This is a genomic window from Neorhizobium petrolearium, assembly GCF_017873175.1.
GTDB lineage: Bacteria > Pseudomonadota > Alphaproteobacteria > Rhizobiales > Rhizobiaceae > Neorhizobium > Neorhizobium petrolearium.
This window is the reverse complement of record NZ_JAGGJW010000019.1, coordinates 93,711-118,099: the sequence shown is the minus strand read 5'-3', so window position 1 is coordinate 118,099 and position 24,389 is coordinate 93,711. Positions and strand designations below refer to the sequence as shown.

Sequence of the window (24,389 nt, the reverse complement as noted above, 5' to 3'; positions counted from 1 at the left end):
GCGATACGTCACGAGAATGTATGTTTTCCGCTATTCGATCTGGAATTCCTCCAGCAGGCAGGCCCAGCCCGCCCCGTGCATATCGCGGTCGGCGCGCATTCCCTGCACGACCGGGCGCGGCACGGAAAATTTCACGACATTCAGCGACGGAATATCGAAGCGCTTGAGCAATTGCCGCTCGACGCCGAACAGCCGGGCGACATCGGCGTCCTGCAGGCCGTCGCGCACCCGCGCGAAAGTTGCCGGATCGTCGCAGAAGATATCGACCGTCAGCCAGAACGGCCCGGCGTTCTTAGAGCGGACCTTGCTGACGAGGCTTCCCAATTCAGGCATGTCCGACCTCATGGGTTTCCAGTACGAAGGCCGCCAGCGGATCGTCCAGCTCCATCACATGGTTGAGGCAGAACTCGTAGAGCGCGCCGCGCTGCATCTCGGCGGGCGAGAAGGGAAAGGCGAAGGTCGGCATCGGCTCGTCCTCGGTCAGCGGGTGGTGCAGCAGATAGGGATTGAGGATCTTGCCGGCCTCCGCTGCCTGTTCGGCCGTTGGGCAGGTGAGGATGCCGAGAATGCCGACCTCGACGGGCACTTCGCGGCGGTTCTCCAGCGCGCCCAGCGTCGCATCCATGCCGATCAGGCGGATCTCGACGCTGAAGGCATCGCTCGCCAGGCCCATGCGCGCGACGATCTTGTCGCGGACCTTCGCCTCCACGTCGGCCGCCCATTCGCGGACATGGCTGACATAGCGGCGCTCGCGGATGACGGCGAGGCCGACCGTCTGGTAGCCGACGACGCGCGCGCCCTCCAGCTTGACCGTGTAGCGCCCCGGCACCCATTTCGAGCCTTTGACGCGGACGCGGCGGGAATCGAGCGCCTCGTACTCAGACCGAGTGACGTCGAGATGGCCGCCGGGCTCGTGCAGAATGAAGGGATCGGAATTCTCGTAGAGCATGTGCGCCGAGACGGTGTAGGGCGTCGCGGAGGCCTCCGCCGCCATCGGCTCGATGGTGAAGCCGGACGCGTCGAAATCGATCTGGATCACGCCGGAATTCGGCTGCGTGGTGGCGAGCGCCCCGCATTCACCGACCTTGGCGCCGTGCCAGGCGGCCCCGGCATTGTCGCCGCGCACGACCGGCAGGGCCGCGATGATGGCGGTATCCGTGGTACGCCCGGCGATCACGATATCCGCGCCCGTGCCGAGCGCGGCTGCCACTTGCTCCACGCCCGCCAGCGCCACGATGTTCGTGCAGGCGTCGATGATCGCCTCGCACAGATCGGGCGCGGCCGGCAGGGCATGCAGCCGCCCGCCGCCCAGGGCGGCCTTCACCCTCTCCTTGGGCTGGCCGGATTTCAGCGTGGCGACCTTGACCTTCATCCCCTCCTCGAGCGCGATCTCGCGCGTGATGTCGAGCAGCCAGTCCACGGCGGCATCCGCCCCGCAGGTGCCGGCCGTGCCGATGACCAGCGGAACGCCCGCCTTCGCCCGCGCCTGCATCAGCTCACGCCACTCCACCTTGGTCGATGCCCTTGAGTATTTGGAAACGCCACGACCGAGATAGGACGGGCCGCTATCGGTGGATCCGCCGTCGATAGCGATAATGTCAGGTTGGTTTGCCACTCCGCGCTCCAAAGCAGCGCGATCATAGCCCAATCCAAGCGCCCCTGCAGGCACGAGAACCCGTGTCATGTGTCACCTCGCTTGTTCGCCCCATCGGCAGGGCCATCGGAAAACATCTCGGCGCGGGCTTTACGTTGTTTGGCCTTTCCAAGATGTGCGTTCATCAGATCTGCGGCCTTCGCGGTATCGCGGGCGTCCAGGGCATCCAGGATGGCTAGATGCTCCGTGTTCTGGCCCCGCACCTGTTCGGTGTTCAGCGTCTGCCGATACTCGATAAGACGGCGGAGCTGGTTGAGTTTTTGAACCGTCGTGAGGATGAACCTATTCCCGGAGAGCGCCGCTAAGCCCTCATGAAATGCTGAATTTGCTTCGAACAACTCCAACTGGCTGAGCCGCTGCCAGCCTCCCTCCGCAATGATTTCCTGACGCCTTCGCAGGTCGGCAAGGACGACGGGATCAAGCCGGAAGTCAGGCGAACGAATTCCATGTGTCTCGATCACCTGACGCATATCGTAGCATTCACGATAAGCCTCGACGGAATCAATTAGAGTAGCGAAAGTCCAGCCGCGACCCTCATTGCGCTCGATCCAACCCTCAGCGGAAATGCGCGTCAGGATGCGTCTCAGCCCTAGTCTCGACACACCATAACGACGCATCAGGTCCGTTTCGCTGATCCGGTCCGGAAGGCGGTGCGACAGGCGGTCGTCGGCGATGCGCAAATAGATGGCCTCATCGGATGTTTCCGCGGCGGCAGGCAGCGGGTCCGCCTGGACCCGGCTCGGATCGCGCAGGTAAAAGCCCTTGTTCGGCACCCGCTCCAGCACGCCCTGCTCAGCCAGAATACCCAGCGCTTGGCGGATCGGTTGGCGAGATGTGCCGAACAGGGTCTGAAAGCTGGCTTCCGTCAGATGTTGCCCCTGCTCCATAGCCGATGTCCTGATATGCCGGACAATTTTGTCTGCCAGCGAGCGGTGAAGTTCGTTCATGGTCGACCCCAAATGGTATTAAGCGCAAATATACAACAACCCGGGTCCGATCAATCAACCGTCAGTGTTCGGATTGACTATGGCCTCTCCACAATCTCACCGATGCGCCGACCGAAGGCGGTGGTCCCCAGCGGCCCGGATAGGTCAGCGGTTCGTCCGGCTGGATGGTCAAGTGAAGCCTCTACTGCCGCCTCGATAGCGTGAGCCGCCTCCGCAAGATGCGGAGCGCCCTTCCGCGTGGCCAACCAATCAAGCAGCATCGCAGCCGACAGTATCAGTGACGTAGGATTGGCCTTGTCCAGTCCAGCTATATCGGGAGCGGAGCCGTGCTGGGCCTGCGCCACACAAATATCGTCACCCTGGTTGATTGATCCTGCGAGACCGAGACTGCCCGAAAGTTCAGATGCCTCGTCTGAGAGAATATCGCCAAACATGTTGGTTGTAACCAGAACGTCGAAACGGTCCGGCTGGCGGATCAGCAACGCCGCCGCGGCGTCGACGATCAATTCCTCCAACTCGACATCGGGAAACGAGGCCGCGACCTTGCGCACCTCCCGCAGGAACAGACCGTCCGACAACTTCAGCACATTGGCCTTGTGGACGGCGGTCACCTTGCGCCGCCGGCCCTGCGCCAGCCGGAACGCCGCCTGCGCCACGCGCCGAGACGCCGTTGCCGAAATCTTGCGAACCGACAGGGCAAGATCGGGATCGGGCATGAACTCACCCGTACCGGCAAACATGTTGCGGTCAGAATAGAAGCCCTCCGTGTTCTCGCGAACAATGACAAGATCCATTGGCTTTCTCAGGATCGTGAGGTCCGGCCGCGACCGGCAGGGCCGAACGTTGGCGTAGAGGTTGAACTTCGTTCGCAACTCGCCGGATGGATTGATACCGCCCTTCTCCCGCGCCGGATATTCATAGTGAGAGACTGGGCCGAGAATGGTGCCATCCACCTGAGGGACTCGTTCCATCACCTTTGATGGCAGAGTTGTGCCTTGCTCGGCGAGCGCCGTCAGGCCGATGGCGGCCGTCTCGACCTCCAGGCCCAGGGCAAACCTGCGATCGGCGGCTTTGAGGACTTCTATGGTCGCCGCTGTTATTTCCGGGCCGATCCCGTCGCCGGGCAGAGCCAATATCCGCATGAAATTCCTCTTCAGGTTGGCCACTCCAATCACGACCATACTGGTATTTTGACCTCACGAAACACCATAGTTTACGATGATGGCACTTTGCAAGCTCATAATACCACGACTTGGCGGAAGCTTTAAAAAGTGCGACAAGAGCGCAGACATGGAGAAGTTGAAATGACGCAGATCGCCAGCACTCTGGCTCAGCAGATTGCACGTTTCGTGCATACGGAGCGGCTGGCGCCCGGCGAGGCGCTTACCGAACGTAGCCTTGCTGAAAAGTTTCTCGTGTCGCGGTCGCCTATTCGCACGGCTTTACGCGAATTGCAGCGCGCAGGTGTATTGACAACAGCCGAGCGAGGCGGCTTTGCGGTTGCCGATCCCCGTGCCGCAGAAACTTTCACAGACGCAGAGCCTGCACCCGATGGTAGCGAGGAGGTTTACCTAGCAATCGCGCGCGATCGCCTCGCTGCGGAGATCCCGGACCGGATTAGCGAAAATGAGCTTCTTCGCCGCTACGGAATCACCCGGGCTCGCCTTCAGGCCCTACTGCGACGCATGTCGGAAGAAGGCTGGGCCGAGCGCCTGCCGGGCCATGGCTGGCGTTTTCTTCCGGTTTTGACGTCGATGGAGACCTATCGACAAAGCTACAGTTTCCGCCAGGCCATCGAACCCGCTGCCCTGTTAGAAAAGGGGTTTGCCCTCGATCGGCCCGTCTTGGAAAGGCATCTCGAACAACAGCGCCGACTGGTGGCAGGCGAAATCCTTGATATCTCAGCCGTCCGACTGTTCGAGATAAACAGCGAAATGCACGAGGCCATCATAGAGTGCAGCCGCAACGCCTTCTTCATTGAGAGCCTTCGCCGTGTCGACCGCCTACGCCGATTAATCGAATACCAACAGCAGGTGGACCGCGAACTTGCTCGCGCCCGTTGCATCGAACATGTTCGCATTCTCGAATTGGTGCTCGAAGGGAGAAATTGGGAGGCCGCCGACAAAATGCGCGAGCATCTTCGTTCTCTCGGCCCCCTAAAGGCGCCACCGTCGACGCCGTGATCTAATATTTTTTGCCTTCAGGTGGACCGTTTCCCGCATTGCACGTCCGGTCTGCGGACATCCGCTGCCTTTGTTCTGCGGAACACGCACACCGAACGACAGTTGCAGGAAGGAGCAAAGTAGCTCGCGCATTCTTCGAAGCGAATAGAACGATTCTGGCGTCCATGCGTCTAGACCTCGGATTTGCGATTGACCCTAGACTCATCGCTTCTCGAAGTCGCTACGCGGCTCGACGAACAACGATGGAGATTTCCTTCCGCAGCTCTGCGTCAACCCAACGCTCCGCGTTGGAGTCAACCATTGCACCCTCGGAACGCGCGTCGGGCTGCTAATAACGCATTGGCACTACCGCCCCTCCGACAAGCCATCATCCTCTGCCTCGACGAGACTTACTTCATCCAGGAGCTGTCGGCCGACCAATCCTGCATCCTCTAGCGCCTCGATGTCGGGCAGATCGCCCAACGTCTGCAACCCGAAGGCCGACAGGAAGTGTTTCGTCGTGACATAGGTATAGGGCGCCCCCGGCGTCGGGCTGCGCGGGCCGGAGGCGAGGAAGCCGGCGTTGCGCAGGCTGGCGATCGTGTCGCGACTGACCTCCTTGCCGAAGATTTTCGACAGGTCGCCGCGGGTGATCGGCTGGAAATAGGCGATCGCCGTCAGCACCATGGCTTCGAAGTCGGAAAGCGCCGGCGCCGCACTGCGCGTCGAGGCCTGCGACGCTCTAATCGGAACGGCGAAACGCGAACGCGTTCGGTGTTGCCAGCCGCCGGCGACGTAGACGATCTCATAGGGCCGGTCACGGAGTTCTTCCTGCAGGTCGTCGATCAGCAGGTCGATGCTGCAGTCTTTCCCAACGACGCGCGCCAGGGTCTCACGGCCGACCGGCTCGGCCGCGGCAAAGATCACCGCCTCGACCCGCAACATCCATTCCCGCCAACGCAGCTTCGGCGGCAGATCGGCCAGCTCGCGATCCAGGAGGACTTCGTCCTCCGATGTCGATCTGCGGCCTCGCCGCGGGCTGGCAGTGTCCGGTTCAACCATCGTCACAATCCATAGATCCGGAAAGCACTGCGACCGGACAGTTCACGCACGGCGCCAAAGCCTTCCAGTCTGTCGAACAGCCGGGTCGCCGCCCAGCGCGAGAGATTGCTGCCGGGCGCCGAGGCTGCCACGGCGTCCTCGTTCAGCAGGGCCTGGATGACGGCGCCGGCACCCTTCGTTCGGACCTTTGGCGCGGTGGCGATCAGTGCATGGGCGCGCCGAGAAATCTCGCTGGCGTTGCGCAGGGCCGCGCCCGTTGCCTCGGTGAGGGCAAGGCAGACGGCGCGGGCGAAGGCCGGTTCCCCCGGGCGCACGCGGCCCCTGCCCCCAAGCGTCTTGAAGGACGGCCCATAGCGCTCGGCCATCAGCAGCGGCACGGCAAAATCCCATTTCAGCAGCGCGGCGATCAGCAGATCGGCCAGCATCCAGGCGAGCGGCTCGGCGTCCGGCCGCACCGCATGGATGGCCGTGACCAGATCCGCCGCGGCGAACGGCGCGGGACGGCCGGATTGCAACGCGTCGTCAGCATAGTCGACGGCCGCGGTGAGCCGATCGTCCCAGGCGAGCCCCAACAAATCGGCAAGCTCGGCCACGGCCTTCGAAGAGAAGGCGGGTTTTCGGGCGGAAAGCCTTTTGAAGGCCAAAAACACCTTTCCGGCCGGACCGGGATCGTCGCCAGCGGCGGTGAGCAAAAGCGCGTCCCGCAACGCGGGCTCATCCTCGCTGCGGCCCATCAGCCGGACCGCGACGGCGGCACATTTCAGGGCTTGGCGGGACCGCCAACAGCCGGCCCAGACGGGCGCAGAGCGGACAAGATCGTCCAGCGATTTCAAGGCGATGCCGGCGGCGAAAGCGGCGGCAAGCGCGTCCGGCTCGTGGCCACGCGGCAGGGTCCAGCCGGGCAAGGCGGCCGGGAACACCGACGAGGCGACGAGAGGGGTGACGGGCGAATCCATGGCCGCCATCCTATAATGAGTGCGCGGTTTATGCTATAGATTGCGGCACAAACCGCACGGCTTGTCTTTCATCTATAATGATGGATAAGCTTGCATTATCGTTCGTTTTACTCAATATAGAGACATGACGCGAATCGCCGCCGAAAACAGCGAAAATCACCCTCCGGAACCTTCCGCGCCGCCGCACAGCATGGCGGTTTCCGAAGATGTTTCCACGGCAGAGGTGTCGACCGAACGCCCCTACCCTCTTGTCGATGCGACCCCCGCGTTGCCGGCTCATTTACAGGATCTGACCGATCGCGCCCGCGGCTACGTCGAGGCGGCCAGTTCCCAAAACACCCGCAGGGCCTATGCCAGCGACTGGACGCATTTTTCCGCCTGGTGCCGGCGCCAGAACCTATCCGCCCTTCCCCCGGATCCGGAGGTCGTCGGCCTCTACATCACCGCCTGCGCCTCCGGCAGTGCCGTTGGCACGGCTACGCGCGGCGCCAAGCCGAATTCGGTCGCGACCATCGAGCGGCGCCTCGCCGCCATCGGCTGGAACTGCGCGCAGCGTGGGACGCCGCTCGATCGCAAGAACCGAGCGATTGCCACGGTGATGGCCGGTATCCGCAACAAGCACGCTGCCCCGCCCCGGCAGAAGGAAGCCATCCTGCCGGAAGACCTGATCGCCATGCTGGAGACACTCGACCGCGGTTCGCTGCGCGGCATCAGGGACCGCGCCATGCTACTCATCGGCTTTGCCGGTGGTCTGCGCCGCTCGGAAATCACCGGGCTCGATCTTGGCCGCGACCAGACGGAGGACGGACGCGGCTGGATCGAGATTTTTGAGAAGGGCATGCTGGTGACGCTGCGTGGAAAAACCGGCTGGCGCGAGGTGGAGATCGGCCGCGGTTCCTCCGACGCCACCTGCCCGGTCGTCGCCGTCGAAACCTGGATCAAGTTCGCCAAGCTCGCAAAAGGCCCCCTGTTCCGCCGCGTAACCGGTCGGGGCAAGAACATCGGCCCGGATCGACTCAACGATCAGGAGGTGGCGCGCCTGGTCAAGAAGACGGCGCTGGCCGCCGGCATACGCGGCGACCTGAGCGAAGGAGAGCGCACCGAAAAGTTTGCAGGGCATTCGCTACGCGCCGGCCTCGCCTCGTCGGCCGAGGTCGATGAGCGTTATGTGCAGAAGCAGCTCGGTCATGCCTCGGCAGAAATGACCCGCCGTTACCAGCGGCGGCGCGATCGTTTCCGCGTCAACTTGACAAAGGCAGCGGGTTTGTAGTCCGACACCGGAAGACCTGCTGCAGCTGAAAAACCTCTATCGAAGCCCAGAGCCCTCATAGTCGCCCGTCAGGTGCCGCGCTCCCTCCTACAAATCACATGCTTGCCAGCTCTTGCGCTACTTCTCGGAAATATTCTGGCGAAGCGTCTAGCAGCGCTGCAACTATCCCAATATTGTCTCTGCAAGCTGCCTTTGCGCCATAACGATCGTTCACATTTGGAAACGCTTGGGCCAGCAATTGCGCGATCACTCGGTCCGCAAAGCCCGCCTCGTAGAAAGCAAGCGCGGATTCTGTCTGAAGTCCATTTTTCACCTGGCGTTGAAGTAACGTCGCGGCGTCGACTAGGTCTGGCTCAATCGTTTCGAGCAGGTCCACGACCGAAGCCAAAATCATCGCAACATGATAACCAAAGCCATCCTCGCATATCGCTACGAGGTGATCGGCGGTGGCATGATTGCCACTCACACGGATATCGTCCTTCACAAGGATCTGCCGTATTTCGGCGAAGGATTTTCCGTCGGTCCAGGCCGATAGAATGGTGGGGATGACTGCGGCATCACTCAACGCCGACAGTGATTTTGCTGAAGCCAGTGGGAGCGCTTGCTCTATCAAAAGCGGCAACAGGGTTCCGTCTTTAACGGCTGCAGTCAGCTGCTCGGTGCTTGTTTCGACCCACGCGCTGAGTTTGCGAAGCGCAGCTGGCGCGAGTGGGGACTTCTTGATCAGCAAGCGGTAAGCGGCGTCGGTATTGTTCTGGATCGATTTGACCGTCGCTTGAAAGAGCGCAATCACGCGAGGTCGTGTTGTTTCATCAGCGAGATGATAGCCCAGAGTGTTTGCGGCCAAGCGTTCGGCGGCTTCAACGGCGTCTTCCGCTTCGAAGTCGATATGTTGAGCGAGGTACATTGCTATGCTTTGAATCGCCCTCGCCCTCCCCTGTAGATAGTCTTTGAGCTCGGAAGCGCTCACATTTGGGAACTGCTTGAGAACTTCCACGACAATCAACTCAATCGCCGCCTCATCTGCGAACGCTAAATTCTCACCAGCCAGATCGAAGGTGAGGACGATCGGAGTGCCAGCTGTCTGTTTATAATCGTCGAAAATTTGGAGGATACTGCTCTGGCTGGGTTCAGCACCGTCCTGGTCTAAAAGCTTTTTCGCGGCCTCCCATCGCCAGTTCTTATATTCATCTTCTCGCTCATCGTAGATCGGAGGCGCAGAGAATATGACACTGCTTTCCGTATGCATGCCGGCGCGGCCTGCTCGACCCATGAGGTTGTGAAAGTCACGGACTTTGATTTTCTCTTTGCCTTGTTGCGTGGCAGTCACCACCAAGTATTTGATCGGAAAATTCACGCCCTGCGCCAGCGTCGACGTACAGGCGACGATCCGTGCGTGACCTGCCTTCATCGCATGTTCGACACAAAGGCGAATCCCGTGTGGCGTGCTTGCGTGATGAGAAAGGACCCCCAAGCGACTTGCGCCGACCACGTCGACGTCATCACCGAGATTGCTCGCGATTAGGTTCGCAAGGCGGTCTAGCTCTTGTTGATCACACCATGCGCTCGGTTTCTCCAACTCGACCTTTCGCGTGAACAGATCGACTACGCGCCAGGAGACCTTCGAAACGCTGGCCTTTTGGCCGCAGAACAGTGCCACACTCCCGTTGCTGCCGAGGTGCAACGCGAGGTATAGTCCAATGTCAACACTCTCCGAGATTTCTGCGGAGTGATTACGATCCGGAAAGACGCGATCGCGTTCCCGTTTACTCTTCTTTTCAAGCGGAAGTTCTTCAATAATTCGAGGAACGAAATACTCGTCTTCGTCAGGATCCAACGGATTCACATACCGAAGCCATCCTCGCTCCTTCTGCCAGCTCGCGAAAGCAATGCTCTTCGCAGTCGGCAGAAGGCCCTTTCCCCCAACGATCGCAGACGAGTCTCCAATCAACCAATCCGCAATCTGGTCCGCATTGCCGATCACCGCGGAAATTAAAATGATTTGCGCAGCGGGCTTTAGCATCATTCGAAGCGACGAAAGGAGAAGCTCGTAGGTCGGTCCACGAGTGAAACCCTCGAACTGATGACCCTCGTCGTATACAATCAGTCCAATTCGCTCGGCCAACTCAGGAGCCCGGCGCAGCATGTAAAGCAGCTTCTCCGGCGTGATGACCAAGACACTATTTTGAGCAAGAAGCTGCTCAATTCCAAAGTCCATCAGATAGGAATCCGAAACTTCGTCCATGAGTATGTTCTCGCCCTGAAAGGCTCTTACTAGATCAGAGCGAATATCGTGGCAGAGCGACTTGAATGGCGCGACGATCATCGCGAGGGAAGTCCGTCCGGCAAGGAACGCTGCTCTGATGATAAGTTCTGTGGCGCGCGTTTTTCCGGCACTTGTCGGCATCTGGATAACGGCAGAGCGCCCATTTAGCAGATCGGCGTCACAGATACGCCGTTGTGCCGGCCAGAGTTCTATCGGGAAGCCCGGCTTCGTAAGCGCCGGTGACCAGGCAGCCAGGGGCGATCCTGAAGCTGGTGGAAGCCTGTTGCGCGACGAGTTTTGGATTTTACCCGCGCATATTGCCGTGACGATATCGGCGTAAAGGACCTCACGGTCGGTTCCGATTTCATACAGCGTCTCGCGAAGCTCACGGCAGAGCTCGGGAATGGCGCGTTCGTCCTCGTCCTGAAGCGCATAATGTGCACGGACCAACTCGAGCAGGCGATTTGCGAATGTCGAGTGAAAGATTTCTACGTCAATCGGCTCCAGTCGGTTCTGCAGGATTCTGCTCGCAAGAAGTGCTAGTCCGCCTCCAAGGTCAGCGGGAGGCTCATCTGAACGCTTCACCACCACCACAGCGTTTCCGATTGCGTCAGAAAGATAATAGGCTGCCGCACATAGAAGCGAGAATTCGACGGATATGCTGCCGTCTAATTTTGCCTCGAGATAAGAGTCGAAGAAAGTCGCGGCAAACCGGACGTTCTCATTGATTGATGTGTCTTCCGCCCAGGTAGGAGGATGGGCGCTCGTCCCCGGTTCGACAAAATGATCGGAGATGGCGCCCGCAGCATCTCCAAGGATTCCGACCGCAAGAGAATAGAGCGTGGCAGGATCGCGCCGCAGCTCAATGAAGTCCTCCGCAGCGACACGGAACTCGTGCATTTTTGCAGTTGCTCGAACGGTCGAGAGGACTTGTTGTGCAGCTGCATCAGGCTTCATTGGCTGCCCTTTCGTAGAGCGCATGCACGAGATCCATCATCGAAATGCCCTTGATCACGATGAGTTTCAGTTTGTCCTTGTTGGGGTGGTCTGAGACCTGCGTCTTCTCGAGTTCCATTTTTGCCGCGGTTTCTGCATCGAGGACAGCGACTGCCCCGCTCCATCGCGTGAAGGGTCGATCGGCCTCGTCTTGAAACCTCTCGACCTTGAGGGCGGCTTCCCGATTCTTGCGAAGCAGCCTCTTTTTCAGGGCGCTGAGCGTCATTGCCTCTCGTAGACGATCTTTTGCAGAATCGTTGACGGCTGTTTGAAGTCGATTCTCCGTGGTCGGACGCAGGCCGGATTTGGACTCTACGACAAAAAGCTCGTCCCTAGGGCTCGGCTTTTCACTGGCAAATCGAAAGCCTACCACATCCGTGCCGTTATCGGAGACGTTCGCGTTGATGCGGTCCTCGTAGCGGTGCTCACGGGGGCACCAGTATCCGAGAATGAACTCGATGTAGTCAGCAACAAGAATTTCTCCAAAGTCACCAGAGCGCGTGGCCGGCCCCGACCCGCCCTTGGCGCTCGGAAACTTGATCTCGGTTAGGAATTCGGCATTCGACTTTCCCGTCCCTGAAACAAGATCAGCAAGTTCCTCATCAAGGCAATAATGCTGCCGGAAATGCCTTGCCCATTCAGATAGAACCGCGGCATCCTCTTCGTGGTTGAGCTCCCAAACCTCAACTGTTGCGCCGTCCGCGGTTTTAAGAACTTCGTCGGTTTTGTGGAGCCATTTTATATGTGTGGGCGTCATGTAGGACAACTTGTTTGCGACTCTCGAGGGTGGTCCGATTCTCTCACCATTCGCAAACTTCTATACAACCAGACCGTAACTAGAAAATTGATTTCATCTCGACCTCTAGTTACTCGTTGGGTTAAACTGCTGAACGAATCCCAGGCTGGCGAATCCTAAGATCCAGCCCCCTGTCTTCTGCCACCGCAGAGACGGGTCTAGAGACGTTTTCAATTGATCGGTTATCCTTATCTTCTGCAATTGGAAATCCGCACCAGAACACCCTCCCCAGGCGCTTCAAATGGCTCGTGACGCTCAAAATCGCTCTTCCCGTCGACCTCAGGGACGACTGATCGGCTATGCGCGCGTCTCGACGGACGAACAAGCGACCGAGGCCCAGGAGATTGAGCTCCGCTCGGCCGGCTGCGACGTCATCGTTCAGGAACACGGGTCCGGCGCCTCGCGCGCGCGTCCAGCCCTGTCTAGGCTGCTTCGGGAGATCAGCGCCGGTGACACACTCATAGTCGTTCGGCTCGATCGTCTGGCACGATCCGTTAGCCATCTGCTCGAGGTCATCGAGGATCTGACTGCGAAGAACGCGCATTTTCGGTCGCTCCGCGATCCGATCGACACGGCGACGCCGCAGGGAATGTTTTCGCTGCAGGTCCTCGGCGCGGTGGCGCAACTCGAGCGCGCGCTGATTTCCGAAAGAACCAAAGCAGGCATCAAGGCGGCGAAGGCAAAAGGACGGATGCCAGGCAACCCGGGCCTCAGGGCAGGAACGCCGGAGGTGCTGGCAAAGATGACGGCCGCGCAAAGGGCTGCGTATGGCGATCGGGTACAGGCGACGGCGAACCAATGGCTGCCAACCGTCCGGCGCATGCGGCCTGACCACACCTGGGACGATATCGCTCGCGTCCTGAAACAACGTGGCTTCGACTGGACGCCCGAACGCTTGCGCCGGGCAGTGAAATGGCTCGTGGCCGAACACATGGCCGATCCGAGCTTGCTGAGGAAGTCCCCTCCTCGCCTTCCCGAAGATCGCCTGATGACGCTGGTCGCAGGCATTCATTCGAGCAATCCGAACCTGACCCTGCGCGAAATCGCTGCGCAGCTCGAAAAGCTTCACGAGCGCACGCCGCGCGGAGGATCGAAGTGGTCGCCCTCCTCGGTGAAGAACCTCATCGACCGGGCTCGCCGATCCGGCTTGATCGAAGCCGAAGTACGTCGCGCCGCGGAGTGACCCTGCCACCCATTAAGCCCTCGGCTTTCGCAGGGTTTTCAGCAGCGCTTCCGAGATGCGCATCCCCCCGACGCCGTCCACCGGATCTGACGGGTGCGGCGCATCCGTGTCAACGGACTTCTGCGCGTCGAGCTTGGCTCGGAGCAAGGCCATGATCATCGGCCAGGTTGAGAATTTGCCGTCCCGGGCACGATCTGTCAGCTTGCGGAGGTAGCCGCCGGCGTTGTTGATCTGCTCAGCCCGTTGGTAGATCGCCGCAAGCGTGATCGCCGCGTGCTGCTCGCCCAGGACCTCGCGGGCCTCCCGCCAAGCGCTCGGGCTGATCCCCAGCATCGGCCGCGCAAGCTCAGCCGCGGCCAAAAAATCCCGCCACTGCCGGATTTCGCCGCCGGTGGTCAGTTCTCGCACCCCAGGGCAGGCGTCCAGCACGATCCCCAAAGGCAATTCCCGCTTCGGCAAGCTCCGTACGTTGTCGGTTTCCGCAACGTTGCCGCCCGCTTCTACGTCTTCTCTAAAGCTGGTTTCAGATTCAAAATTAGAGTCTGGTTTTGAACTCTGTATGTGGCGTCCAGAATGGGACTCATTGGCGTCCGGATTCTCGTTTTTCACGAATAATTCCAACACGTCACGGATTTCGACGTAGAGTTCGTGAAGTTGCTGCCACACATCCTCTACGAGCTGGCGTGGCGCCGAGCGTGGCAAGCGGCTCACGATCTGCTGGTAGGTCTGCGTGACCCTGCCCCAATTGCCAGGAACGTGCTCCTCAATCCCGGTCTCAATCAGCTTGACGATGTCGCGGCGCACGAGTGTCAAGCGCTCCTTCGCGACCCTGAATGCCTTCTTCTCGGTCTGCACCGCCAAAGCGAGGTCGCGGAATTCCTCTGCTCGCGCAACGATCGGCGAGAGATCAAACCCGTAAGCCTGCTCGATCTCCCCTCCCCTACCCTTGCGCGCGAAGCGCTTGCCGTTCGGGCTGTCGCGCCGAATAATGAGACCGCAGTCGACCAGCACGGCAAGATGCCGACGCAGCGTCGTCGGCGGCATCCCGTTGGCACGCGCCATAAGCTGTTCGTTGGATGGCCAGACGACAAGCTCGGCATCGCCTGTAAGAGCGGTTTCCGGATGGAAGGTCAGCAATGCATTCAGGATCGCAAGCCCGCGATCTGTAGCGCCGATGAGTTCCCTCGCCTCACGAATATGCTGGAAAACCTGCCACTTGTGAGCCACGGCGTCCGGCTTGATTGCTTTTGCCGCCATCTGGCTTGAAATTTGGCCGAGCGTCATCGGCCGCCGCCCGAAGGGCGTCGTCACACTTCCCGATTGCATTTTTCTCTCACCTTTCTTTAGGCAAAAGAAATCCGCTCACCAAAACGGTGCCAAAGACTCTTGACTGGGATTCCGGGAAATGCGATTCTCGATCTTGCTACGGATAACGAGAAGGGCTTCCACGGTTTTACCGCTTGGGGGCCTTTTTCTTTCGCGTACTAGTCTCCATCAGCTTCAGATTTTGATCGCCTGTATTCGCTGTAAAGACGATCGATATGGGTCGATAGCCAGTCGCTGAAGGGCCGCGCCTCGGCGTTTGAGAGTTCGATGGCGACCTTCTTCGACTTCGCATTCATGACGAAACTCAACGAGCTGTCGCTCGCGGTCCATTCCTTTTCGGCGGCGTCACGCTTGGGTTTTTTCGCTGCCGACTTGGCCTTGTACTTTTTCAAGTAGCCGAGAAGGTCGTCGAACCTCTTTTCTTCAGCGATCGCAATGAATTCATCCGAAGAGATGTAATCGCACGCGACTGCCAAGTGGGCGGGGTTGAGAAGGATCTGGCGCAGGTTGAGCCACTTGTCGCGACCGATCTTCTTCGATGCGCCAAGCGCCTTGAGCATGGCCGCTGGTACGATCTCGATGACGCTCAGCATCTTCGAGAGCATGGCTTCGTCGATCGCGAGTGACGACCTCACCACATCCTTGCTCATTCCGGTGGCCAGAAGGTTTTGGGCGAAGTAGGCCCGTTCGATGAACGAAAGGTTCGCGCGGGCAGAATTCTCTTGCCCTTGGGCAATCGCAGACGTGATGTCGTCGAGTGTCTTAACGACGGCTTTCACCGGTATCCCGAGTTCACGGGCGACCTTTAGACGGCGGTGGCCGAAGACCACCATGTAGCGCTGCGCGTCCTTGGGGCTCGGCCGAACAAGGATAGGGGTCGTTTGCCCTGACGCTTTGATGGCCTCTTTCAGCTCCTGATATTCTTCATCGTCATCAGACAGACGGTCCGCTACGAAGGAAACGTCAAGTGAACGAGGATCCAGTTCCACGATCACTTCGCCTTCCATGAGCTTTTTGGCGTTCTCAGCCAGGTCCTCGATTGAGCGAACGACCGTCTTGGCGGCGCCAGTCATGCCGTAACCAGGTTTGGCAGGGGCCGCTTCCGCCGAGATCGAAGCGATATCCAATGTTGCAAAGGGATTCTTACGAGACATCACGCGCCTCCGGCTTCGCTTTCAACTCCGATAAGCTACTGTTTATTCTTGCAAAAACGGCGAAAAAAACGGCTGACAAGTTTCTCATTTCCGCCCCCATGCGCTGTGGACCAGTTCCACGATCTCGCCATTCGCGGCGTTGAGACTTTCCATGGCGCGGTCATAAGTCGAACGAACAAACTCTCCCCTCTCGACCTCATATAGCGTCTGCTTTTTAATGGAGGCGTCGGAAATCGCGGTGGATTTCAAGACAGGGTTCTTGAGCAAGTGCTGAGCGAACATGGACTGCATGAAGCCGACCATTTGAGCCTGTGGAATGTCCGTTGGTTCAAATCGCGTGACGAGGTATCGGAACCATTCAACGCGGATTTGCGCTCCAGCCTCGGCAACAGGAGTCATAATTCCGCCGAGCATCATCAGAAACTGGCTCATCGACATAACGTCCAGCATCTGTGGATGGATGGTGATCAGAATGCCTGTCGAAGCCATCAAGGCTGTCAGTGTCAGGTAGCCAAGTTGGGGAGGGCAGTCGATGACCACCACATCGTACTTATCGTCAACCTCCTTCAAGGCGTTGACGATACGCATGTGAAACAGTCGACCTTCGGAGCCGTTTTGTGACGAAATCGCCAGTGGCACGTCATACTCATATTCTTGCAAGATCAGGCTTGCAGGAACGACGTCCAGGCCGGGGATATTGGTCCTCTGAATGATCTCGGAGATCGATCTACGCTCCTCGTCAAAGCGGAGCGCTTCGTACAACGAGGCTACTTCATCTAGCTCCGGCTGGATGCCGAAGAGCGATGTCAAGGATGCCTGGGGATCAAGGTCGATAGAGAGGACACGGTGGCCGGTGAGGGCAAGATACTGCGCCAAATGTGCAGCAGTGGTGGTCTTGCCGCTACCACCTTTGAAGTTTACGACGGACAAGACCTGCAGCGGCTCCCCCGGCCTTCGCTGCGGCATGTAATACCTTTTGTCCGATTTCTTGTTGGCCTCCAGATATTCACGAAGCTCGAGCATCTGTTCGGCCGTATAATAGCGCCGACCGCCAATGGTCTCGATCTCCGGACCCTTGCCCTCGGAATGGATTTGCCTGAGATGGCTTTGAGTTACCCCCATGAACTCGGCGACTTCGCCGAGCTGAAACTTTCTCAACCCCTTGCGAGCGTCGGGCGGATATTGTTGACTGCGCAACATATGCAGCGCGCTCGAGATCTTTGACCCTTGCTGGGCGATCTCGAGATCAAATCGGTTGGGCTCCGGGTGGCTCATTTCGCAAACTATTTCCTAGATAGCAACACTTTCGAAAAAACGGCCGCGCGGCCATCATTTGCGCAACTATCAGCCGATTCCGACAATGCTGCAAGACATTTAAGGTTAACAACAGGTTAACGAGCTTTCGCCCAATCCAAACAGAACTCGGATTAATCGATCATTATCTTATAGTTAGCCTGACTCCCGTAGTTCGCGGCGGCTCGGAGGAAATGCAGATCTGCACCTCTTATCAACATTTTAGATTCCGGCTTCCGCCCGATTTTCGAGAGTTGTAGCGCCGATTCGGTAGAATCACCGGATGCAAATCTGCACATAGCCACACGCATCGCGAGATGATTTCCCTTCGCCTGATCAAGTCATGCGGAGATTACAATGCAGATTCTGAGCGTCTCACCCGATCACTACGCACTTAACCGCAACTATTTGAATCAGATGCACCGTCTTCGGGCCGCGGTGTTTGGCGGCCGCCTGGAATGGGATGTCACCGTCACCGAACAGGGAGAGCGGGATCAGTACGATGATCTCCGCCCAACCTACATCTTGGCGATCTCGGCCGAGCAGAAGGTAGTCGGCTGCGCACGCCTGCTGCCCGGATACGGTCCAACGATGCTGGAACGGACATTCCCACAACTGCTGGAGCGCGGCTCGCTCAATGCCCGTGCAGCGAAGGTCGAGAGCTCACGCTTCTGCGTCGACACGTCCCTGGAAGTGGGGAGGGGAGGGAGCCTCCATCAGGTGACGCTCACCATGTTCGCCGGCATCATCGAATGGTCGATGGCAAATGGTTACACGGAGATCGTCACAGCGACCGATCTCCGCTTCGAACGTATCCTGAAGCGTGCGGGATGGCCGATGCGCCGTCTCGGCGATCCGGTGGCGATCGGTAACACCATCGCCGTGGCGGGTAGCTTGCCCGCTGATCGCGCCAGCTTCGACACGGTTTGCCCGGAAGGTTACCGTTCGACCGTCGAGCATAGTGACGTCGGTCCTTTGAGGAGCGCCGCGTGACCCAGCTCCGTTCCCATCCCCGCCTTGTGCGCAAACTGCAGGACGCCCTCGGCGACCAGCTTTGCTTCGCACTCGACGATCCAACGGTGGTCGAGATCATGCTCAATCCCGACGGCAGGCTGTTCATCGAACGGCTGGGGCACGGCGTTGCCCCGGCCGGCGCGATGAGTGCCGCCACTGCCGAAGTCGTCATCGGCAGCGTCGCCCATGCGCTACAGTCGGAAGCCGACGATGAGCAGCCGATCATTTCCGGCGAACTGCCGATCGGCGGGCATCGGTTCGAGGGCTTGCTGCCGCCGGTGGTATCGGCGCCTGCGTTCACGATCCGGAGACGGGCGTCGCGGCTCATCCCACTCGACGAATACGTGAAGTCGAAGGTCATGACCGAAGGACAGGCCTCGGTTCTGCGCAGCGCAATCGCATCGCGCATGAACATCGTCATTTCCGGCGGTACCGGGTCCGGCAAGACGACGCTTGCAAACGCCGTCATCGCCGAGATCGTCGCGACGACGCCGGACGATCGCATGGTCATCCTGGAAGATACGGCCGAGATCCAATGCGCGGCGGAAAACGCTGTGTGCCTGCATACCACCGACACGGTCGATATGGCCCGGCTCCTGAAGAGCACGATGCGTCTGAGACCTGACCGCATCATCGTCGGCGAGGTCCGCGACGGCGCTGCACTGACACTGCTCAAGGCATGGAACACCGGCCATCCGGGCGGCGTCACCACCATCCACTCCAACACGGCGATGTCGGCCTTGCGCCGGCTGGAGCAACTGACGGCTGAAGCCAGCCAGCAGCCCATGCAGGAAGTGATCGGCGAGGCGGTCGATCTCGTCGTCTCCATCGAGCGCATGAGCAACGGCAGGCGGGTCCGCGAGGTGATCCATGTCGAGGGGTTCAATAACGCCCGCTACCGAACCGAACATTACGCCCAGATCGATGAGGACAGCCATGTCGCATAAGACGAAGATCACGCTCGCCTGCTTGGGCCTCGCCGCCATCTCTCTCGCCCTGGCAGAGCCGGCATTGGCGTCCTCGGGTGGCGGCGGCCTCCCATGGGAGTCGCCGTTACAGCAGATCCAGCAGTCCATCACCGGGCCTGTTGCCGGCTTCATCGCTCTGGCAGCTGTGGCAATCGCCGGCGCCATGCTCATATTCGGCGGCGAGCTCAATGATTTCGCGAGAAGGCTTTGCTACGTCGCCCTCGTCGGCGGGGTTCTGCTCGGCGCTACGCAGATCGTCGCCCTCTTCGGTGCGACCGGCGCCAGCATCGGCGAGGCCGAAGTGCAATCGGCGCCTGACATCACCGAGCCGACGGCAACGCTTCACACGGAAGGGGAGGGGGCTCATGGCTGAGGCCAGCTCCAGGCTGTCCCGTTCGCGCGTGCACAGGGCGCTGTCGCGTCCGAACCTGCTGATGGGTGCTGACCGCGAGCTCGTGCTGTTGACCGCGCTTGCCGCCGTCATTCTGATCTTCGTCGTGCTGACCTGGTACGCGGCGCTCTTCGGTATCGCAATCTGGCTGGTCGCTGTCGCGGCGCTGCGCATGATGGCAAAGGCCGATCCCCTCATGCGGAGGGTCTATATTCGGCACATCTCTTACAAGACATTCTATCGCGCGACGCCGTCACCCTGGCGCGGGTTCTGAGGGATCGAGATGGTTGCCCTCAAATCTTTCCGTCATTCGGGACCGTCGTTTGCCGATCTGGTGCCCTATGCCGGCTTGGTCGACAACGGCGTGATCCTGCTCAAGGACGGCTCGCTGATGGCCGGCTGGTATTTCGCCGGGCCGGACAGCGAGAGCTCGACCGACGCCGAGCGCAACGAGGTGTCGCGGCAGATCAACGCGATCCTGTCTCGGCTCGGCTCCGGATGGATGATCCAGGTCGAGGCCGTCCGGGTTCCGACAGGCGATTATCCGGCCGAGGATGATTGCCACTTCCCCGATCCGGTCACGCTGGCGATCGACGCCGAAAGGCGAGCGCATTTCCAGAAGGAGAGGGGCCATTTCGAGAGCCGGCACGCACTGATCCTGACATGGCGGCCGCCGGAGCCGCGGCGCTCGGGGCTGACCCGCTATGTCTATTCGGATGCGGCCAGTCGTTCCGCAACTCACGCCGATAAGGCGCTCGAAAGCTTCCTGACCTCGATCCGCGAGGTCGAGCAATATCTCGCGAACGTTGTGTCGATCCGCCGGATGATGACACGCGAGACCAAAGAGCGCGGCGGTTTCCGGGTCGCCCGCTATGACGAACTGTTCCAGTTCATCCGCTTCTGCATCACCGGCGAGAACCATCCGGTGCGCTTGCCCGAGATCCCGATGTATCTCGACTGGCTGGTGACGGCCGAGCTGCAGCATGGTCTCACGCCCGTCGTCGAGAACCGTTTCCTCGGCGTCGTGGCGATCGACGGTCTGGCGGCTGAGAGCTGGCCGGGCATCCTCAACAGCCTCGACCTGATGCCGCTCACTTATCGCTGGTCATCACGTTTCGTCTTCCTCGATGCCGAGGAGGCACGGGCGAGGCTCGAGCGTACCCGCAAGAAGTGGCAGCAGAAAGTCAGGCCCTTTTTCGATCAACTGTTCCAGACACAGAGCCGTTCGGTCGATCAGGACGCCATGATGATGGTGGCGGAGACCGAGGACGCGATCGCCGAAGCCTCCTCCCAGCTCGTCGCCTACGGCTACTACACGCCCGTTATCGTGATTTTCGACGAGGTGCAGCCCCGCCTGCAGGAAAAGTGCGAGGCGGTCCGCCGGCTGATCCAGGCGGAAGGCTTCGCCGCACGGATCGAGACGCTCAATGCGACAGACGCCTTTCTCGGCAGCCTGCCCGGCGTTTCCTATGCCAATATCCGCGAGCCGCTGATCAATACGCGCAATCTCGCCGATCTTATCCCGCTCAATAGCGTCTGGTCGGGGAGCCCGACGGCGCCTTGCCCGTTCTATCCGCCTGGCTCACCGCCGCTGATGCAGGTTGCCAGCGGCTCGACGCCGTTCCGGCTCAATCTGCATGTCGACGATGTCGGGCACACGCTGATCTTCGGGCCGACCGGTTCGGGTAAGTCGACGCTGCTGGCACTGATCGCCGCGCAGTTCCGGCGCTACAGCCAAGCCCAGGTCTTTGCCTTCGACAAAGGCGGCTCCATGCTGCCGCTGACGCTCGGACTCGATGGCGATCACTACCAGATCGGCGGCGATATCGGCCCTTCTGCAGAAAGCGAGGGGAGGGCGCTGGCTTTCTGCCCGCTTGCCGAGCTTTCGACCGATGGCGACCGCGCCTGGGCGTCGGAATGGATCGAGACCCTGGTGGCGCTGCAGGGTGTGACCATCACCCCGGACTACCGCAACGCCATCTCCCGGCAGATCGGGCTGATGGCGGAATCGCGTGGCCGCTCGCTCTCGGACTTCGTATCTGGCGTGCAGATGCGCGAGATCAAGGACGCGCTGCATCACTACACCGTCGATGGCCCCATGGGTCAGCTTCTCGATGCCGAGGAGGATGGCCTGACGCTCGGCGCGTTTCAGTGCTTCGAGATCGAGGAACTGATGAACATGGGCGAGCGCAATCTCGTCCCCGTCCTCACCTATCTGTTCCGCCGCATCGAGAAACGCCTGACTGGCTACCCAAGCCTCATCATCCTCGACGAGGCTTGGCTGATGCTCGGCCACCCGGTGTTTCGGGACAAGATCCGCGAGTGGCTGAAGGTGCTGCGCAAGGCCAATTGCGCCGTCGTGCTCGCCACCCAGTCGATCTCGGATGCGGAGCGATCGGGCATCATCGACGTGCTGAAGGAGTCCTGCCCGACCAAAATCTGCCTGCCGAACGGCGCGGCCCGTGAGTCCGGTACACGCGAGTTCTATGAGCGCATCGGTTTCAACACCCGTCAGATCGAGATTGTCGCGGCGGCGCTTCCGAAGCGCGAATACTACGTTGTCTCGCCCGAAGGCCGCAGGCTCTTCGACATGGCGCTCGGTCCCGTTGCACTCTCTTTTGTCGGCGCATCCGGCAAGGAAGATTTGAAGCACATTCGCGCCCTGCATTCCGAACACGGGGCCGCATGGCCTCTCCACTGGCTTAAGCAACGGGGGATCGCCCATGCCGACACACTCTTCCCGGCCGAATAAGGTGGCACGCACCGCGGTCATCGTCGCCATCATTCTCCCGGCCGTGCTACCAGTCCCGGCTGAGGCCGGTGGCGTGACCGGGCAGGCCACCGAATGGACGCAGCTTGCCAACAATGCCGAGCTCGTCTCACTCGTCGGCAAGTCCGCGGAGCAGGTGAACAATCAAATCACCCAGATCTCCCAGCTTGCCGAGCAGATCCAGAACCAGCTGAACATCTACAAAAACCTTCTGCAGAACACGGCGCAATTGCCGAACCACATCTGGGGACAGGTCGAAAGCGACCTGAAGAGCCTGCAGAATGTTGTCGCCCAAGGACAAGGCGTCGCCTTCTCGATGGGCAACATCGATGATGTGCTCAAGCAGCGTTTCCAGAGTTTTTCCGAGATGAAGAGCAATCTGCCGGGAGGTGCGAGCTTTTCCACGACCTATCAAACGTGGTCCGACACCAATCGCGACACGATCGCCGGAACACTGAAGGCAGCAAACCTGACGGCCGACCAGTTCTCGAGCGAGGAGAGCACAATGTCGTCGCTGCGCTCGATGTCGGAGTCGTCCGACGGGCAAATGAAGGCGCTGCAGGTTGGGCATCAGATCGCGGCCCAGCAGGTCGCGCAGATGCAGAAGCTGCGCGGTCTCGTCTCCCAGCAGATGACCATGATGGGCACATGGTTCCAGTCCGAGCAGGCTCAAAAGGATCTGGCCCAGGCGCGGCGCGAGCAGTTCTTCAGCGCGACTGAGCGTGACATCCGCGGCGGCCAGACGATGGAGCCCCGCTGGTGAGCCCGCGTCTGGTCATCGCCTTCGCTTTGGCGGGGATCGTCGCGGCCGGCGTCGTCACCTGGATCCTAGTCCAACCCCGTCCGGCCGCCGTGTCCGGATCAGGCTCGACCGCCACGCAGCCTGCCTCCGAAACCGAGCGCCGCGAGCATCGCGGAAAGTTCTTCAGCGGCGATCCGGATCGCGACGTCCGTGGAGGACAGGAGATGAAGCCGCGATGGTGATCGTCCGTCCCTCCCGGAAGCTGGAGCTCGCGTTCATTTCGATCGGCCTCATCCTGTTGGTGACGACACCGGCGCTTGCCCAACAGGGGTCGGTCCTGACGACGCTGGAAAACTCCGTCGTCACGGCCGCGAAAGGCTGGGAGACGACGGTGATGAACGCGGCGCGGTCGCTGTTCTGGATCCTTGCCGGCATCGAGGTCGGGATCGCCGCCGTATGGCTGGCGATCAACGCCGCCTCGCTTGATAGCTGGTTCGCCGAGCTCGTGCGGCGGATCATGTTCATCGGCCTCTTCGCCTTCATCCTCGACCAGGGTCCGTCCTTCGCGAAGGCCGTGGTCGACAGCCTCTATCAGATCGGCGCCGGCGGCGGCTCGGCCTCGCCCGCAAACATCTTCGACGCCGGCATTCGCGTGGCGACCAAGATGTCGGAACAGGCGAAGTTCGGACTCTGGGAAGACAATGCACTGGCGATCGCCGCGGTCTTCGCCATGGTCGTGGTCGTCGTCTCCTTCTCGTTGGTTGCCGCCATTTTCGTCGCCGTCATGGTCGAGATGTATGTCGGCCTGCTCGCCGGCATGATCATGCTCGGTCTCGGCGGCTCGTCCTTCACCAAGGACTTTGCCGTCAAATATCTGGTCTACGCCTTCTCCGTCGGCATGAAGCTGATGTCGCTGGTGATGATCGCCAAGATCGGCTCGGACATCCTGCTAGGCTTGGCCGAGGCGCCAACGGCGACATCCGAGCAGTTCATCACCACGCTCGCCATCGCCGGCATCTCGGTTGTGGTCTTCGTCATCGCCATGTATGTCCCGCCGATCCTCCAGGGCGTGGTCCAGGGCGCCTCAATCGCCGGCGGCATGGAAGCGATCCGCCACGGCGGCCAGGCCGCGACATTCGCCGCCGGCGGCGCTTTCCTCGGTGCGAGCGCCGCGATGAAAGGGGCGCAGACGGCAAGTTCGGCGAGGGCAGGGGGATCGTCGATGGCAGGCGCCGCACTTCGCGGCATGGCATCGGGCATTGGCAATGCTGCTCACGCTGCCGGATCAGCGGCAAAGGACAAGGCGATCGCCTCGCCGGGGGCTTATGCCGGATCGCTGCTCGGGCTTGCCAACGCCAAGCTCGACCAGACGCGGCAGTCGGACCGGGCCACGCCTCCACCTCCGCCCCCGCCCATCAACGAGAACAAATAGCTGGAGG

Annotated in this window: 22 protein-coding genes; 11 read left to right on the top strand and 11 right to left on the bottom strand. The window is 60.4% G+C overall.

Annotation, left to right across the window (positions count from 1 at the left end; all coding sequences use genetic code 11):
* Positions 1–30: 30 nt before the first annotated feature.
* The 4 genes from J2046_RS29045 to J2046_RS29030 form a co-directional block, all read right to left on the bottom strand.
* Positions 31–333, bottom strand: a complete 303-nt coding sequence (locus tag J2046_RS29045; protein ID WP_210057751.1) for a DUF4387 family protein — start codon at positions 331–333, stop codon at positions 31–33.
* Entirely contained in the window at positions 326–1,684 is a 1,359-nt protein-coding gene (locus J2046_RS29040; RefSeq protein WP_210057749.1) for an acyclic terpene utilization AtuA family protein, read from the bottom strand. Before J2046_RS29040 ends, J2046_RS29045 begins: the two co-directional genes overlap by 8 nt.
* Positions 1,681–2,601, bottom strand: coding sequence for a GntR family transcriptional regulator (locus tag J2046_RS29035; RefSeq protein WP_210057748.1), 921 nt, complete (start codon positions 2,599–2,601; stop codon positions 1,681–1,683). Before J2046_RS29035 ends, J2046_RS29040 begins: the two co-directional genes overlap by 4 nt.
* Positions 2,602–2,678: 77 nt before the next feature.
* Positions 2,679–3,743 carry an isocitrate/isopropylmalate dehydrogenase family protein gene (locus tag J2046_RS29030; protein ID WP_210057746.1) on the bottom strand — a complete coding sequence of 355 codons (1,065 nt, stop codon included), beginning with the start codon at positions 3,741–3,743 and terminating at the stop codon, positions 2,679–2,681.
* Positions 3,744–3,905: 162 nt separating this feature from the next.
* On the opposite strand from J2046_RS29030, the gene J2046_RS29025 reads away from it, so the two are divergent.
* Positions 3,906–4,784, top strand: coding sequence for a GntR family transcriptional regulator (locus J2046_RS29025; RefSeq protein WP_210057744.1), 879 nt, complete (start codon positions 3,906–3,908; stop codon positions 4,782–4,784).
* A 345-nt stretch (positions 4,785–5,129) separates the two neighbouring features.
* Here the strand turns inward: J2046_RS29025 and scpB are convergent, their stop codons facing one another.
* Complete coding sequence (gene scpB / locus J2046_RS29020; protein ID WP_210057742.1) at positions 5,130–5,825, bottom strand: SMC-Scp complex subunit ScpB; 696 nt, start codon at positions 5,823–5,825, stop codon at positions 5,130–5,132.
* 2 nt (positions 5,826–5,827) lie between these two features.
* The gene (locus tag J2046_RS29015; protein ID WP_210057741.1) at positions 5,828–6,781 is read right to left on the bottom strand and encodes a DUF1403 family protein; all 954 of its coding nucleotides are present in this window, start codon (positions 6,779–6,781) and stop codon (positions 5,828–5,830) included.
* Positions 6,782–6,905: 124 nt separating this feature from the next.
* Here J2046_RS29015 and J2046_RS29010 point away from each other — a divergent pair, with 124 nt between their 5' ends.
* Entirely contained in the window at positions 6,906–8,051 is a 1,146-nt protein-coding gene (locus J2046_RS29010; RefSeq protein WP_210057739.1) for a site-specific integrase, read from the top strand.
* A gap of 94 nt (positions 8,052–8,145) precedes the next feature.
* Here J2046_RS29010 and J2046_RS29005 read toward each other — a convergent pair whose 3' ends face one another.
* Together J2046_RS29005 and J2046_RS29000 are read right to left on the bottom strand one after the other, a co-directional pair.
* The gene (locus J2046_RS29005) at positions 8,146–11,274 is read right to left on the bottom strand and encodes a DEAD/DEAH box helicase (protein ID WP_210057737.1); all 3,129 of its coding nucleotides are present in this window, start codon (positions 11,272–11,274) and stop codon (positions 8,146–8,148) included.
* Complete coding sequence (locus tag J2046_RS29000) at positions 11,264–12,070, bottom strand: hypothetical protein (protein WP_113487244.1); 807 nt, start codon at positions 12,068–12,070, stop codon at positions 11,264–11,266. The genes J2046_RS29005 and J2046_RS29000 overlap by 11 nt, the downstream gene beginning before the upstream one ends.
* Before the next feature lie 280 nt (positions 12,071–12,350).
* On the opposite strand from J2046_RS29000, the gene J2046_RS28995 reads away from it, so the two are divergent.
* Positions 12,351–13,292 (top strand): recombinase family protein, encoded by a 942-nt coding sequence (locus tag J2046_RS28995; RefSeq protein WP_210057734.1) that lies wholly within the window; start codon positions 12,351–12,353, stop codon positions 13,290–13,292.
* Positions 13,293–13,304: 12 nt separating this feature from the next.
* Here the strand turns inward: J2046_RS28995 and repC are convergent, their stop codons facing one another.
* The 3 genes from repC to repA form a co-directional block, all read right to left on the bottom strand.
* Positions 13,305–14,618 (bottom strand): plasmid replication protein RepC, encoded by a 1,314-nt coding sequence (gene repC, locus J2046_RS28990; RefSeq protein ID WP_210057732.1) that lies wholly within the window; start codon positions 14,616–14,618, stop codon positions 13,305–13,307.
* A gap of 158 nt (positions 14,619–14,776) precedes the next feature.
* Entirely contained in the window at positions 14,777–15,772 is a 996-nt protein-coding gene (gene repB / locus J2046_RS28985; protein ID WP_210057730.1) for a plasmid partitioning protein RepB, read from the bottom strand.
* 84 nt (positions 15,773–15,856) lie between these two features.
* Complete coding sequence (gene repA, locus J2046_RS28980; protein ID WP_210057728.1) at positions 15,857–17,047, bottom strand: plasmid partitioning protein RepA; 1,191 nt, start codon at positions 17,045–17,047, stop codon at positions 15,857–15,859.
* A 375-nt stretch (positions 17,048–17,422) separates the two neighbouring features.
* On the opposite strand from repA, the gene traI reads away from it, so the two are divergent.
* The 8 genes from traI to trbL are packed head-to-tail and all read left to right on the top strand — an operon-like array spanning position 17,423 to position 24,382.
* Complete coding sequence (gene traI / locus J2046_RS28975; RefSeq protein ID WP_210057727.1) at positions 17,423–18,058, top strand: acyl-homoserine-lactone synthase; 636 nt, start codon at positions 17,423–17,425, stop codon at positions 18,056–18,058.
* Positions 18,055–19,026, top strand: coding sequence for a P-type conjugative transfer ATPase TrbB (gene trbB, locus J2046_RS28970; protein ID WP_210057725.1), 972 nt, complete (start codon positions 18,055–18,057; stop codon positions 19,024–19,026). The genes traI and trbB overlap by 4 nt, the downstream gene beginning before the upstream one ends.
* Positions 19,016–19,420, top strand: coding sequence for a conjugal transfer pilin TrbC (trbC, locus tag J2046_RS28965; RefSeq protein ID WP_210057723.1), 405 nt, complete (start codon positions 19,016–19,018; stop codon positions 19,418–19,420). The genes trbB and trbC overlap by 11 nt, the downstream gene beginning before the upstream one ends.
* Positions 19,413–19,712, top strand: a complete 300-nt coding sequence (locus J2046_RS28960) for a conjugal transfer protein TrbD (RefSeq protein WP_210057721.1) — start codon at positions 19,413–19,415, stop codon at positions 19,710–19,712. Before trbC ends, J2046_RS28960 begins: the two co-directional genes overlap by 8 nt.
* 9 nt (positions 19,713–19,721) lie before the next feature.
* Positions 19,722–22,190: a conjugal transfer protein TrbE gene (locus J2046_RS28955; RefSeq protein WP_210057719.1), complete on the top strand. Its 2,469-nt coding sequence runs from the start codon at positions 19,722–19,724 to the stop codon at positions 22,188–22,190.
* Complete coding sequence (trbJ, locus tag J2046_RS28950) at positions 22,162–22,971, top strand: P-type conjugative transfer protein TrbJ (RefSeq protein ID WP_210057717.1); 810 nt, start codon at positions 22,162–22,164, stop codon at positions 22,969–22,971. The genes J2046_RS28955 and trbJ overlap by 29 nt, the downstream gene beginning before the upstream one ends.
* The gene (trbK, locus tag J2046_RS28945) at positions 22,968–23,192 is read left to right on the top strand and encodes an entry exclusion protein TrbK (protein WP_210057715.1); all 225 of its coding nucleotides are present in this window, start codon (positions 22,968–22,970) and stop codon (positions 23,190–23,192) included. The genes trbJ and trbK overlap by 4 nt, the downstream gene beginning before the upstream one ends.
* Complete coding sequence (gene trbL / locus J2046_RS28940; RefSeq protein WP_210057713.1) at positions 23,186–24,382, top strand: P-type conjugative transfer protein TrbL; 1,197 nt, start codon at positions 23,186–23,188, stop codon at positions 24,380–24,382. Before trbK ends, trbL begins: the two co-directional genes overlap by 7 nt.
* Positions 24,383–24,389: the final 7 nt, after the last annotated feature.